Origin of the sequence: Nocardia sp. NPDC047654, from assembly GCF_043205035.1 — a bacterium.
Classification (GTDB): Bacteria; Actinomycetota; Actinomycetes; order Mycobacteriales; family Mycobacteriaceae; genus Nocardia.
Window position 1 is genome coordinate 47,106 of the sequence record NZ_JBIDDF010000028.1, and the last position, 13,184, is coordinate 60,289.

Sequence of the window (13,184 nt, forward strand, 5' to 3'; positions counted from 1 at the left end):
TTCAGTTGATCAAATCGAATTTCTCAAAAGAAATTCGAGAAATGGAGTCTGCCATGCGGACAAAAGTAAAAACTGCCCTGGTGGGCATGACGGTGGCAGGATTGGTCACCGCGATGACAGCGTGTTCCGACGGAGGGGGCGGGTCCGACGGAAGCACCATCAAGGTGATGGCCATGGGGCAGTACCAGTCGTCCCAATTCTCCTTCCCCGAAATGAAGGACGCAGTGGAGGGGGCGATCAATGCCGCCAACGCCGCGGGCGGCATCAACGGCAAGAAGATCGAACTCACGACCTGCAACGACCAGGGCGACCCGAACGTCGCCGCGAAATGTGCACGACGAGCAGTGACGGAACACGCCGCCGCGGTCCTCGGGAGCATCTCGCTGTTCAACACCGGCGTCACGCCCGTGTTGGAAGCTGCCCACATTCCATTGATCGGCGCACTTCCATTGACCAGTGCCGATTTCACCAGCCCGATCTCGTACCCGGCCGACGGTGGCAATCCAGGGCAATTCACCGCAGCTGGACTGGCGCTGGCGCAGCGAGGCTGCAAACAAGTAGGGATCATATCCAGTTCGGACAGCGCGGCCGCGCAGGTTTCGGCGGAGCTGATCGAACAAGGGGTGAAATCCGGTGGCGGACAAGTTACTTCCTCGATCGGTGTCACCAGTGATGCTCCCGACCTCGCACCTGCGGTTTCCACCCTGTTGCAAGGAGGCGCGCGCTGCGTCGGCGTGGCCCTTCCCGCCGCAGCACAGATGAAATTCATCATGGCGGCCCGCCAGAGCAGTAACCCACAGCTCCCGATCGCAGCCAGCCTGGCGAATGTTCCACCGAGTGTCCTGGCTTCGTCGGGTGCAGCCATGGAAGGCGTCCTGCTTCCCGACAGCAAGGTCCTTCCCAACCCGACCGATACACCCAATTTCGTGGCGCAGTTGAAGGCACAGAATCCGAAGGCCGAGGTGGATACGAGCGCCGAGCTTGCCTGGTCCGCAGCAACCGTATTCATCGAGGTGGCCAAACAGATCCAAGGTCCGGTGACCGCATCGAGCGTGATCGACCAGTTGAAGAAGACGACGGCGATGAAGCTCGAGACCTACCCGAGTCCGATCGACTTCACGAAGGAGAACTCGAACCCCAAGTACAAGCGGCTGTTCAACACCAAGGACGTTATGTACATGGTGCACGACGGCGCCATCATCAAGGCGCAGAACGACCTGATCAATGTCGCCGATGCGCTGGCGGCGAGCTGACAGTCAGATTGTCGAGGCCGGCGGGGCCGATCATCTCGGCCCCGCCGGTCTCGGCGCGTGCTACTGCATCGCTGGCTGAAGAGCCGGCGCGGTGTGCGTGTGTGGTGGTCGGGCGAGGAGTGCCATGATCGCAGCCACCGTGCTCACCAGTGCCAATGCGATGAGGACCGGAACGAAGCTCCCGAGCCGACCGAGCATCGCACCGACAACGATCGGAGCGGCACCACCGAACAGCGACTGCAGCGGTGTGGAGACCCCGGCCGACACTGGGACTCTCGAGTCTATGCTCGAAGCGCCTCCCACGCCGAGCAGCACGAAACCTGGCGACACTCTCGAGATGATCAATCAGGTTTCACGACCATAGATTTTGCGCGCGCGTGAATCGACAACGTCGAACAAGTTCGACGATCGCCCACCGCACGCGACGACCCACCGGACGCGATCCACTACACGACCTCCGCAACACCCACCGGGACGGTCACCACCGATTTCCCCATCGACGTCCAGATCAATTACCGCACCGCGACGCTCACCCCACGGTTCGACCTCGCCCACGCCAGCTATCGACCGGTCAGCCTGCCATGCGAGGAGCAGGCGCTTCGGAAAACGCAATACGACCGCGAGCAGGCCGCCTGGAGTCGCCTGGTCACCACGATCACGGCGGGCGCCACCATCGGAACCATGGTGGGCGGGCTCGGCGGTGCGGCGGTCGGCTGTGTGCTCGGCGGCATCGCGGGTGCGACCGTCGCCGCCGCGACCATCGTCGGCATGTTCGGCCCGTTCATCCCGGCCGCCGCCATTGGCTGCCTCGACGGCATCATGGCCGTCGGAGCGCTCGGCACCGCGGCCGGACAGCTACCGGTGACCGCGCCCGTCGCGATCATGGCCGCCATCCAATACTTCACGACCGTCAACAGCCCCCCGCCCGGCCCCGCCCCGGCCAAATAGTCGGCGACCGTGCCGGGACGTTCGGACACGACGGTCGCTCAGAAGCGACCACCGAGAACTTTCGGCGCGGCCCGCACACCGCAATCCGAAGGGTTAGCCGCACAACGACACCGACCGACACCGCAGCCCGGCTGGATGCTCATGCCGAATTTCGAAGCGAGCGCGTCTCCTGACGATCCGAAGCTGTTACCGGACGTCGTCCGCCCGATTCGGGTACTGGCCGGCGGACCGGCATCCGTGCCGTAGAACTAAGCACCGCCCAACGGACGGCAAACCATCCCCTGCAATTAGTTCAGTAGCCTCAATAGGCTTCTGAACTCCGTAGGGAGGCATCTCGATCCGCAGTGCGGCCTACGAGCTGCAACACCTCACGCACCCCCACCTTCATCGCCGCGTTTCGCGGAAGTTCATCGGCAACCGCTATCGCGACCGGAATCTTATAGGCCTCGAGGCGCTCCCGGACGAATGATTTCAGTTCCTCCTCCTCCGGCGCACCGCCAGACGCGGGAGTCACCACAGCAACCGGCACGCTACCCAGTCGGGGATCCGGCGCGCCCACGACCACAGCGTCCGCCACCGCAGGGTGGGCCCGCAATGTGGCAGCCACCTCTCCCGCGTCGACCTTGAAACCACCACGGTTGATGACGTCGTCGACCCGCCCTTCGATGTACAGGAACCCATCCGAATCGATACGGGCCAGATCGCTCGTCCGGATCCATTGCCCGGCGCGATCACCTGCGGCCTGCGCCGAACGAACCTCGAGGATTCCAACCGAGTCCGGACCCAGTACTGCGGGAGCAGAATCCTCCGCAGCGGTGGCCCCGTCGATAACCCGCAGTTCGACACCGGGATGAGCCCTACCGACACTGCCCCGTTTGCTCGGGCCGAACTTCTTGTGGTCCCGTAGCGTCCAACTCGCAACGCCCTGGAACTCGGTCGCCCCGTATGCCTGAATCACCGGAATGTCGTAGCGGGCGGTGAACTCGTCGGCGAGCGACTGGGGCAGGGGCGCGGTACCGGCTCGGACCGCCCGCAACGACCCGAGCCACTCCTTCGGAATGTCGGCATCGAGAACCATACGCAGCGCGGCAGGGGGCATCCCGGACACGGCGATCTCATGATCCCGGACGGCCGCCGCCCACTTCCACGGATCGAACCTGTCGAGGAGCACCATTCTCCGCCCCTCGACCGCCATCACACACAGCGCGAGCAGGGCACTCGTGTGTCCAAGGGGAAGCATCTGCACAGCGACCCCCGGACGCAGCTTCAGTTCGGGCTCACCCCCGGGGCCGTAGTGACCCAGCACGCCGGCCACAGACGCGTCGATATTGGCGTAGGTCATCGAAACCCGCTTGGGCGGGCCGGTCGTGCCACTGGTCTGCAAACTGATCGCGGTGTCCTCTTCGACCTTGCCGAAGTCCGCGCCCGGAGAAGCCGCGACGACCTCCGACACCTCCCGTAGGTCCGCGGCGATCCGCAATCCGAGGCCACCGGTAGCGGAAACCGCCCCGGCAACACCATCCCGCTTCCAGTCCTCTTCGTCGGCCACGACGATAGCCGGGCGTAGGGTCGCGATCTCGTCCACCATGGCAGCATCCGGATGCATGCCGTTGATCGTCACGCAAGCGCGACGCAACGCGAGCAAACCGAGGATCGCGGCGGCGATCGTCGGCCTGTTGCGCGTGATCACAGCTATCACCGCGTTCGCGGGCAATCCCGACGCCGCGCGCTGCAGTTCCCCGGTGACGAACTCGACGTCTCCCCACGTCGACCATTGCCCCTCGTAATCAACGACGGGTACGGCCGGGTCCACGGCCATCACTCGACGGATACGGGTCGAAACATCCACGTCTGCCTCCTCGGCGTCGATTGCCGGAATCATGGATAGAGTACACTGTTTCCATGACTGAAGGTCAGACCGCTCACTACCTGCCGCTGTCCGGTGTCCGCATCTTGGACATGGCCAAACTGATCCCGGGCGACCTCGCCACGCGCATCTTGGCCGACCTGGGTGCCGAAGTGGTGAAGGTGGAACTGCCGGGAACAGGGGACTACCTACGCAACATTCCGCCCATGTATGGGCCTGACTCCTACCATCACTTGGCACTGAACCGCGGTAAGAAGAGCGTCGCGCTGGACTTGCGCACCGAGGCCGGCCTGCGGGATTTCCACGCGTTGGCGAACAAAGCCGACGCCATCATGGAGGTCTCACAGCCCGGACGTTTTCAGCAGATGGGTATCGATTTCGCCGAGATGCGCCGCCAGCGGCCGGAATTGGTGATCTGCTCGATGACAGGATTCGGACAGACCGGACCGTTGGCGACGTTGCCTTCCCACGGCTACAGCATGGACGCACTCGCCGGTACCGCGATTGTCGATCGCAAGCCGGACCGTACCGAATTCGCTGATGGCGGCCCCTCCTCCAGTATAAGCTCCGAGGCTGGCGCCTCAGCTGCTGCTACCGCCACGATGGCCGCGTTGTTCGGCGCACGGACCACCGGAATCGGTGCGTGGATCGATATCTCCTTCTGGGATGCGGCAGTCGAGATGAGTCGGGCCGCAATCGCGCACAGAGCCGCGATGGACGCACCTCGTCCGGTATCAATGGACAAATGGTCCCTCTACGCCATTTATCGTGCCTCGGACGGACGGGACGTGGTGATCTGCGCGATCGAGCGGAAGTTCTTCGCTGCGTTCTGCACAGGAATCGGGCGCGAAGACCTGCTCGCACGGTGGTCGAGCCCCGTGGGGGGAAGCGTCGACTACGGCGACGCGAGTATGCGAACCGAACTCGACACCGTGTTCCGAACCGCGACCGCGCAAGAGTGGCTGGACCGCTTCATCGAATGGGATGTCCCTGGCGGAATTGTCGAAACTCCCGACGACCTAGCGAATTTCGAGCACACGACGGCCCGCGGCCTGCTCGAACGCAACTGGCACGGCACCGTTCCCAATATCTTGTCGCCCATCCGGTGGATGGATTCCGGTACCCGGCCGGGTACCGGCGCAGACGTGTGCTCCCCCGTAGGGGCCGACAACGAGGAGGTCTTCCGCACATGGCTCAGCTGACAACAGACAGCGAGACAGATAACTCGACCGGCATCACCTTCCACCGTGAGGACACGGTGGCGGTCCTGTCCCTGGACGCACCGCACCGCAACGCTTTGACACCTCAGTTCGCCGACGCGTTGGTCGCGAACCTGGAGAGTGCCGAAAAGGACGACACGATCACCTCGGTGCTGATCCGCTCCGAAGGGAAAACCTTCTGCAGCGGTGCAGATCTCGAACTTCTGAGCACGGTGGCCGCGGATCCTCTCGAAGAGGCCAACTACGCCGCTATCGGAAAGATCTACTCGATGTTCGAGCGGCTGCGCGACGCCCGGATTCCGACTCTCGCGGCGGTCAGCGGCACTGTCGTGGGCGCTGGAATCAATTTGCCGCTCGCCTGCGATCTGCGCCTGGTCGCCGACAACGTACGGATCATCGGCTTCGGGAGGGCAGGCGTCCACCCTGGAGGCGGCCATCTGACCATGTTGCGGCAGAACCTGTCGGCAGTAGCGGGAGCCGCGATCGCGTTGTTCAACCAGGAGATGAACGCCGAGCAGGCCGTCGCGTCCGGCTTCGCATGGCGAGCCGTGCCTGCGGCCGAACTCGACACGACCGCGCTCCAGACGGCGGCGGGTGCGGGACCGGACGCACGGCTGTCCCGGGCGGTCACGTGGACCTACCGCACCGTTGCCGAGACCGCACCGACGCCGCGCGCGGCGGTATTGCTGGAGCGCGCGCCCCAATTGTGGAGCCTGCAGCGACGTTTCGGTGATTGAGCGGTTGAACTACGTGAAGTAGGCGGGCAACCACGATGCGCCTGACGGCATTGTTGCCCGCCAGGCGCATACGTTCGCTGTCGCATCACACCGACCGGGTCTGCCACAGCGCTCGATCGATGTGTGTCCGCGCTTTCCAGCAGATCCCGGTCAAACGACCTTCTCGTGCGGCGACGTCGTAGTCGATCGACGGCAACGTCGCGGCTGGCGCTTGTCTACCGCCCGCGGCCGGACACGCCACTCCGGGGCGACCGGCTAAAAGATCACCGGCGACTGCGCTGGGAACGCGAACTGTGCCCGAGGATCTGCGGCACAGCGAGCGACATATGGAGCCGCTCGATCAAGAATCATGCTGACAGCCGCGGCAGCTTGGAGTTCGCAGGTGCCGCCGCCTCTTGCTATGCACCTGCCCGTGGACAACATGCCGATCACCGGTTTCGGGAGGCGGTGTTCCGCCTGGCGGGGTACATGTTGTTCAACACCAAAAAAACTCACGTCAGCTCGGCATGCCGCAGTCCACCCGGCACCCCTCCCCCTGGGTCACGCCGCGTCGATCAGACTCGCTGCGGCGTTCAACCGGTGCCAGTTCGCGCTTCCCAGCAGATCCCGGTCCAGCTGAGCACGTTTGAAGAACAGATGGCAGTCGTGCTCCCACGTGTAGCCGATACCGCCGTGAACCTGAATCGCGTCGCCGGCCACCTTCACATATGCGTCGCGAGCGAAGGCCGCCACCAATCGAGCTCGCACGAGATCGCCGTCCGCCAAGGCGCGCGCGGCACCGGCGGATGCCGCAACCGCGCCCTCGACCTGCACGAAATCGTCCGCCAGCTTATGCTTCACGGCTTGGAACGAACCGATCGGCCGATCGAACTGGGTCCGCTCGATCGCATATTCGGCGGCCATGTGCAGCAAACGATCGGCCCCGCCGGCAGCATCGGATGCCAGTGCGACCGACGCCGCACACGTCAGACGGTCGACCAGATCGATCGCCTCCTGTCCGCGAACCAGCAGGTCACGGGGTTCAACGGCGGTTCCGGAGAAAGTTACCGTGCACAGTCTGCGAGTACGGTCGTGTACACGCACCGGAAAGATCGTCGTCCCATTGCGATCGGGTTCGACAGCGTAGATGACGGTCTCGTCACCGGTATGTGCGGCAACCAGCAGAACCGACGCGGAGGCGGCGTCTGGGACGAAACCACACTCACCGTACAGTCGGACACCCGAATCATCCGAAATCGCCTCGACAGCAGCGCCCTCGATCGAGGGGTTGCCGTCACGGTCACTGAGTACGACTGTGCCGACAAGTCCCTCGGCCAGCCGCGGCAGCCACGCCGCGGCCACGTCGGTGCTCGCGTAGGCCGCCAGCGCGCCCACCGTCAGAACAGCACTGGACAGGAACGGAACCGGCGCCAGTGCGCGACCCAACTCTTCCCCGATCACCGCCATGGCCATGGGTCCGGCCTCCAGACCACCATGGCTTTCCGGCACCGCCATGGCCGACAGGCCGACCTCACTGTTCAGCGCATCCCACAGGGACCGGTCGAAATCCTGCCCGTCGTCGGCGGCGATCTCCCGAACTCGCGACATCGGCAGCCGCCGCTCCAGAAGTCCACGCACGCTGGCACGGAGATCGGCCAGTTCCGCAACGCTGGGTTCGTTCACTGCTCTTCTTTCGTGGTACGTGACGCGTCCGGCGTCACTTGGGTTCGCGGGGCAGGCCGAGCAGCCGTTCTCCGATGATGTTCCGCTGGATCTCCGAGGTGCCCCCCGCGATCGTCCACGTCCATGACCGGATGTGATCGAGCATCCAGTCTCCGGAGGTGTAGCTGATGTCGTTCTTGCGCTGCGGATCGATGTGGGCATTCAACCCATTGGTCTGTACGCCGAATTCGGTGAGACGCTGCAGGATCTGGCTGAATTGGAGTTTGAGCACCGAACCGGCCGCACCCGGATCCTGTCCCTCGGCAAGCTGACCCAGGACTCGATCGTTCATCAGGCCGAATACCTCGACCTCCCCGGCGAACCGCGCGAGTTCGAGCCGGAAGGCCGAATCAGCGCTCACACCAGAGGCATTGGCCTGCGAGAGCAACTGGGCCACCAGTGACCGGAGTCCCTCCTGCAGTTCGATCATCTGCGAATACCGCTCGGTGCTGAGCGTGGTCTGCGCGATCCGCCATCCGTTGTTCTCCGCCCCGATCAGGCGGTCCGCCGGGATCCGCACATCCGTGAGGAATACCTCGGCGAACTCCTTTGCCCCCGTCGCCTGGCGGATCGGTCGAACCTCCACACCCGGGCTCTGCATATCGAGGATGAACATGGAGATTCCGCGATGTTTGGGAGCCTCCGCGTCGGTCCGCGCGAGAAGCAGGCCCCATTTCGCATACAAGCCCATACTGGACCAGATCTTCTGGCCGTTGACCACGTAGACATCCCCCTCACGCCGCGCGCGGGTGCGCAGCGACGCCAGATCGGAGCCCGCGCCCGGCTCGGAGAAGCCCTGGCACCAGATATCACCGGCCAGGATTCCGTCGAGCAGCTTCTGCTGTTCAGGTGTGCCGTGCTCCATCAGTGTGGCCGCGGCGTGCCCCAGCGAGATCGCGAGGTATCGAGGCCGTGGCGCGTTGGCTCGCGTCATCTCCTCCTGCAAGATCAACTGCTGCGCCACCGAGGCGCCGGCGCCGCCGAATCGCTCCGGCCAGTGCGCGACCAGCAGCCCTGCGGAATGCAGTGTGCGCGCCCAGTTCTCGAAAAACTCGGCGACCTCGTCGTCATCGGCGAAGGGAAGGGTCTGCTCCCACCCGGCCGGGGTGTTGGCCTCCAGCCATCGGCGCACATTCGCGCGGTAGGTATCCAGATCGGCGTCGTGTTCCGGCTTGCTGGCCAACATCTCGCTCATCGTGCCACCGCTCCCGTCGCCGGGCCGACCGGAACGTCACGCCTTCCGCTGGACACCTGCCCCGGATATCCACCGCCGCCGTATTCGCGGTCGACCGCATCGCGATCCACCTGACCGGTCTTCGTCTTCGGCAACGCCGTCGCGAAAGTCACGAACCGGGGCTTCTTGTACGAAGCAATGTGCTCGCGACAGTATTCGATCAGTTCCTCCCCGGTCACCGTGGTGCCGGGGACAGTGACAACCACGGCCTTCACCGACTGCGTCCACCGCTGATCGGGCACCCCGAGCACGACCACGTCCGACACTGCGGGATGAGCGCCCAGACACCGTTCGACCTCGATCGGATAGATGTTCTCCGAGGCCGATTTGATCATTTTCATCATGGGCCCGACGAACGTGATCGAGCCATCCTTCTCCCGGCGCCCCAGATCCCCGGTGCGATGCCATCCGTTCAAGCGGCGCTCGGCGTTGAGCTCATCGCGATTCAGGTAGCCGTTCATCACCACGGGGCCGCGGCAGATGATCTCGCCGGTCTCGCCGGTCGGCACCTCGACACCGGCGGCGTCCACGATGCGAACCTGCCCCAGTGGAGTGGTGCGTCCGTATATCGAGTCCGCCTTCGAACCCAGTCCATAGCTGGTGATCAGGCCCGTGACCTCGGATTGTCCATACCCGCCAGCGCGTCCGCTGGTCGGGTTCGCGCTCGGCGTGCACATCGTCCACGTCGCCGGGTCAGGATCCGGCCACAAGCTCCGAAGATCCCACCGGCCGTTTTGGTTCGCTTCGCGCATCGCCTCGACAGTCGGGGCCATAATGAATGCGCGGTTGCATTTCTCCCGGTCGATCACCTCGCACATCTCCTCGGCCTCGGTCCGCGCCACCACTACATTCGTGCCACCCAATAGGAACGTTGCGAGCGTCGTCATCAGGGTGCCCAGGTGGAACAGCGGGCCGGAATTGAGGAACACCGTCTCATCACTGATCTCGGCGATTCGCGCAATCACCAGGCCTTCGATGAGGGTCGCACGATGCGACAGCGCCGCCGCATGCGGACGGCCGCCGAAAGCCGCCGTGTAAATGCCCAGGACCGACAGATCAGGGTCGATCGGTTTCTCGGCATCGACTGTGGACCCCGTAGCGAGGACGGCTTCGTAACCGTCGGCGGCGACGGAGTCATGCTGGATCCACTCCGCGTCGGTGGTCGCAAGAGCATGTGCCCGCTCGACCAGCTCACCGATATCCCTCTTCTGCCAGAGCACCACAGCTGCATTCACATCGTCGATGACCGCAGCGAGCTCGGCGGCCGACTGCCGCCAGTTGACCGGCACTAGGAGTGCACCCAATTTGGCACAGGCGAGCAGAGTCTCGAGGAGCCGGAAGGAGTTCTGACCGATCCAGAGCACCCGTTCCCCGGCCCCCACACCACGCTCGGAAAGCACGTTCGCCCACTGGGTGACGCGATCGTCGAGGGTGACGTAATCAAGCCTAACTTTGCCATCTACCAGCGCAGTCATCGATCCGCGACTGCGCCTGTGCTCCCGCAGGACATCACCTAGCGAAGTCCACCCGACCGGATCTGCCGAGCCCATCGTTACCTCCGATTCGAAATCGAGCGTTGCGTCACACCCTACAACATAATTAGTATCCTTAAAAGCAAGACCACCGTGTCCCGAGGAGGCCCACTTGTCCGACCAAGCCGTCGACCGAGAACTGTTCGACCCGTCCCGGCAAACGATCGAGCCGGCGGAGAATCGGCGACGGGCTCTGGCCGGGCTCGCCACGGAATGGGAACGCGCGTGGGACAACCCGTACTACAGCAAGCGCTTTCGAGAGGCCGGCCTCACTCCCGGCCCCATGCCCGATCTCGACGAGATTCCCCGCACAACCAAGGACGATCTGCGGGCCGATGTGCAGGCACATCCGCCGTTCGGAACCCATCGTTCGGTTACCCTCGCCAACGCTCGCCGGGTGGGAACATCAACTGGGACCACCGGCAAGCCGTGGCTGCAGCTGTGGACCGAGCGCGACATGGCGAGTGCCATCGACGTCCGGATGCAGTACCTCTGGCGCGCGGGCATGCGACCCGACGGCCGGTTCGCACACAGCTGGCCGACCGGCCTGTATTCGACCGGCGTACTGGCCGGACGCGACTTCCTGCGCGCGGAAATCATGGAGATCCCGTGCGGCCTCCCGAACACCGCACAGGACATCGCGACCCACCTCGATCTGTGGGAGTTGTTGTCCCCCACCGGTTTCATGCTCACCGGCTCCCAGATCGGCATCTATGACGAGGCCGCGCGCGTAGCCGGCAAGGACCTGCGCACATTGTTCAACGGCGCTTCGGTTCTGATCGTGGAGGCTCTCTATCAATTCGAGGGCCCCCGCAAGCAGTTCGAAGAACAGTATGGGGTGCGGTTGCACAACATCACCGGCGCCTCGGAAGTGCCCGCCTACTCCATCAACGACTGCCGCTTCCACACCGGCATGCACGTGCCGATCGGAAACCACTTGATCCAGGTGGTCGATCCCGAGACCGGGCGCGAGGTTCCCGCTGGGGAGCGCGGCAATCTCGTGCTCAACGCCTACGGCCTGGACGCGTTCTATATGCGATACGACCTCGAGGACATCGTGGTCGCCGAGACCGGTCCTTGCCCGTGTGGCGACACCGGCCAGCGGTACACCTTCATCGGTCGCGGCGCTGATCGGTGCGAAGTCCAAGGGAAAAAGATCCTTCCACTCGACATCCAGCTCGCGCTGTTCGAGCACGGTTCACCAGAGTTCCGGCTCAAGCCGGGCAAGTTGGACGAGGTCCAGCTCACGGTCGAGTGTGAGGGTTCGGCCGCGAACGGGCTCGCAGCGGACCTCGCGAGCCGCCTGGACGTCCCCGTCGAGCTCGAGGCCGTCGAGACGGGCAGCCTGCCGCGCTCGTCGTTCAAGCCGCGCCGCACCGCCTCGTAGCCGACTTCCCCTCCACAACAAGGAGTCTCATGGCCATCGACACCACCACGGCTGAATACGACCAGGTCCGCGCGGACTGCGTCATGCGGGCGCACATCGTCGATCCCGGTTTCGAGATCCGCGAGATCGTGCCGCCCGGCGATCGGCTCTACGACCCGCAGATTCGCTATACCGACGCCGACGAATCCGTGGTGATCAGCGATATCGGAGGCCAGGGCCACCCGGGCTTCGACCCGAACGCGGGACACGGGGCGATCTTCCGCCTGACCCCGGAGTTCGACCTGCGAGAGATCACTCCGCCCGGCATGTACGGTGCAAGCGGGCCCATGCGCCCCAACCTCGCACCCGACGCGTTCGGTCCCTGGGGCGGGCACATCTTCTTTGTCGCACAGGCGACGGCGGGTCGTGCCGGTGCGCACAAGAACCACTGTGTCTACCGAGTGGACCCGGCCGATGGAGTGCCGCACCGATTCGCCGAGATGCCTACCCACGGCGCCATCGGCGAAGGCGTCGCGGGCGCAGGTATGACCGGCGCTTTCGGCCCCGCGGGCAGTCCCCACTCCGGATACCTCTATGTGCAATCGCTACTCAATTGCGTGGTCTACCGGATCGATCCGGACGGTAACAGCGAGCCTTACCTGACGATGGCCCCGCCGCTGGTCGAGCGCCCGATGATGCCGTTCCTGACCTTCATCGCACCCGATTTCGGGGAGTGGCGACCAGTGGCAGGCGAATTGATCATCGCCTCACGCCGGACCACCTATCTCGACGACGGCAGCGCGGAGACGAACCTCGAGTACTGGCGCGTCGATCCGGACAACCGCACAGTACATTTGATCGAGGGCGTCGAGTGGCGACCGGGGGCCATCGCGCCCGCGGACTTCGGCCCTTATGGCGGGCACATGTTCACGGTCGACGAGGGGTCCACCAATCTGCTGCATACCACCATAGAAGAACTCAATGCGAAGCCGCTCCCCTACGACGCGCGAATCATTCGCATCGCGCCCGATGGGTCGGTGCACGATTTCATCGACACCCTGCAGGGGGGCAGCACGACATTGACTTTCAGCCGTAACCGCCTGCTCATCGCCTCAACGCGCAAGAGCTACTCGACCGGGCAGTACCACCTGCCGGACGGTTCGATCTACGCCGTATCACCGACCTGACCGGCACTGCGACGGCAAACGGAAGGGGGGGCCCCCCCGGGGGGGGGGGGGCCGGCGGTTTGGGGGGGGACGTTGGGGGGGGGGGGAGCCCCCGCCCCAGAGGGGGGGGGGGTAGCCCCCGCGCCGCCGGCCCGCCGGG

The 13,184-nt window shown here is 64.6% G+C and carries 9 protein-coding genes and 1 pseudogene; 6 read left to right on the forward strand and 4 right to left on the reverse strand.

Annotated features, from left to right (window positions below):
• Positions 1–5: 5 nt before the first annotated feature.
• Both ACGF7Y_RS35480 and ACGF7Y_RS35485 read left to right on the forward strand, forming a co-directional pair.
• Positions 6–1,253 carry an ABC transporter substrate-binding protein gene (locus tag ACGF7Y_RS35480; protein ID WP_195065986.1) on the forward strand — a complete coding sequence of 416 codons (1,248 nt, stop codon included), beginning with the start codon at positions 6–8 and terminating at the stop codon, positions 1,251–1,253.
• Between the two features lie 486 nt (positions 1,254–1,739).
• Positions 1,740–2,201, forward strand: a pseudogene (locus ACGF7Y_RS35485) (hypothetical protein); the annotation flags it as partial.
• A gap of 301 nt (positions 2,202–2,502) precedes the next feature.
• Here ACGF7Y_RS35485 and ACGF7Y_RS35490 read toward each other — a convergent pair.
• The gene (locus tag ACGF7Y_RS35490) at positions 2,503–4,083 is read right to left on the reverse strand and encodes an AMP-binding protein (RefSeq protein WP_393241984.1); all 1,581 of its coding nucleotides are present in this window, start codon (positions 4,081–4,083) and stop codon (positions 2,503–2,505) included.
• Positions 4,084–4,103: 20 nt separating this feature from the next.
• On the opposite strand from ACGF7Y_RS35490, the gene ACGF7Y_RS35495 reads away from it, so the two are divergent.
• Both ACGF7Y_RS35495 and ACGF7Y_RS35500 read left to right on the forward strand, forming a co-directional pair.
• A complete protein-coding gene (locus ACGF7Y_RS35495) occupies positions 4,104–5,270 on the forward strand; it encodes a CaiB/BaiF CoA transferase family protein (RefSeq protein WP_393241987.1) in 1,167 nt (388 codons plus the stop codon).
• Positions 5,258–6,025: an enoyl-CoA hydratase/isomerase family protein gene (locus tag ACGF7Y_RS35500; protein WP_195065983.1), complete on the forward strand. Its 768-nt coding sequence runs from the start codon at positions 5,258–5,260 to the stop codon at positions 6,023–6,025. Before ACGF7Y_RS35495 ends, ACGF7Y_RS35500 begins: the two co-directional genes overlap by 13 nt.
• Positions 6,026–6,565: 540 nt before the next feature.
• Here the strand turns inward: ACGF7Y_RS35500 and ACGF7Y_RS35505 are convergent.
• Genes ACGF7Y_RS35505 through ACGF7Y_RS35515 form a run of 3 tightly spaced genes read right to left on the reverse strand, consistent with a single transcriptional unit; the run spans position 6,566 to position 10,510 of the window.
• Positions 6,566–7,687, reverse strand: coding sequence for an acyl-CoA dehydrogenase family protein (locus ACGF7Y_RS35505; protein ID WP_195065982.1), 1,122 nt, complete (start codon positions 7,685–7,687; stop codon positions 6,566–6,568).
• Positions 7,688–7,721: 34 nt separating this feature from the next.
• Positions 7,722–8,921: an acyl-CoA dehydrogenase family protein gene (locus tag ACGF7Y_RS35510; protein WP_228819991.1), complete on the reverse strand. Its 1,200-nt coding sequence runs from the start codon at positions 8,919–8,921 to the stop codon at positions 7,722–7,724.
• Positions 8,918–10,510, reverse strand: a complete 1,593-nt coding sequence (locus ACGF7Y_RS35515) for an AMP-binding protein (RefSeq protein WP_393241991.1) — start codon at positions 10,508–10,510, stop codon at positions 8,918–8,920. Before ACGF7Y_RS35515 ends, ACGF7Y_RS35510 begins: the two co-directional genes overlap by 4 nt.
• Positions 10,511–10,604: 94 nt before the next feature.
• Between ACGF7Y_RS35515 and ACGF7Y_RS35520 the strand changes: the two genes are divergently transcribed.
• A complete protein-coding gene (locus ACGF7Y_RS35520) occupies positions 10,605–11,879 on the forward strand; it encodes a phenylacetate--CoA ligase family protein (RefSeq protein WP_195065980.1) in 1,275 nt (424 codons plus the stop codon).
• Between the two features lie 29 nt (positions 11,880–11,908).
• On the forward strand, positions 11,909–13,045 hold the full coding sequence (locus tag ACGF7Y_RS35525) for a hypothetical protein (RefSeq protein WP_195065979.1): 1,137 nt from the start codon (positions 11,909–11,911) through the stop codon (positions 13,043–13,045).
• Positions 13,046–13,184: the final 139 nt, after the last annotated feature.

Excerpts from the sequence above, each read along its gene's own strand:
- ACGF7Y_RS35525 (WP_195065979.1), top strand. The coding sequence starts at position 11,909 with ATGGCCATCGACACCACCACGGCTGAATACGACCAGGTCCGCGCGGAC.
- ACGF7Y_RS35490 (WP_393241984.1), bottom strand. The coding sequence starts at position 4,083 with ATGATTCCGGCAATCGACGCCGAGGAGGCAGACGTGGATGTTTCGACC.
- ACGF7Y_RS35510 (WP_228819991.1), bottom strand. The coding sequence starts at position 8,921 with ATGAGCGAGATGTTGGCCAGCAAGCCGGAACACGACGCCGATCTGGAT.
- ACGF7Y_RS35515 (WP_393241991.1), bottom strand. The coding sequence starts at position 10,510 with ATGGGCTCGGCAGATCCGGTCGGGTGGACTTCGCTAGGTGATGTCCTG.
- ACGF7Y_RS35495 (WP_393241987.1), top strand. The coding sequence starts at position 4,104 with ATGACTGAAGGTCAGACCGCTCACTACCTGCCGCTGTCCGGTGTCCGC.
- ACGF7Y_RS35500 (WP_195065983.1), top strand. The coding sequence starts at position 5,258 with ATGGCTCAGCTGACAACAGACAGCGAGACAGATAACTCGACCGGCATC.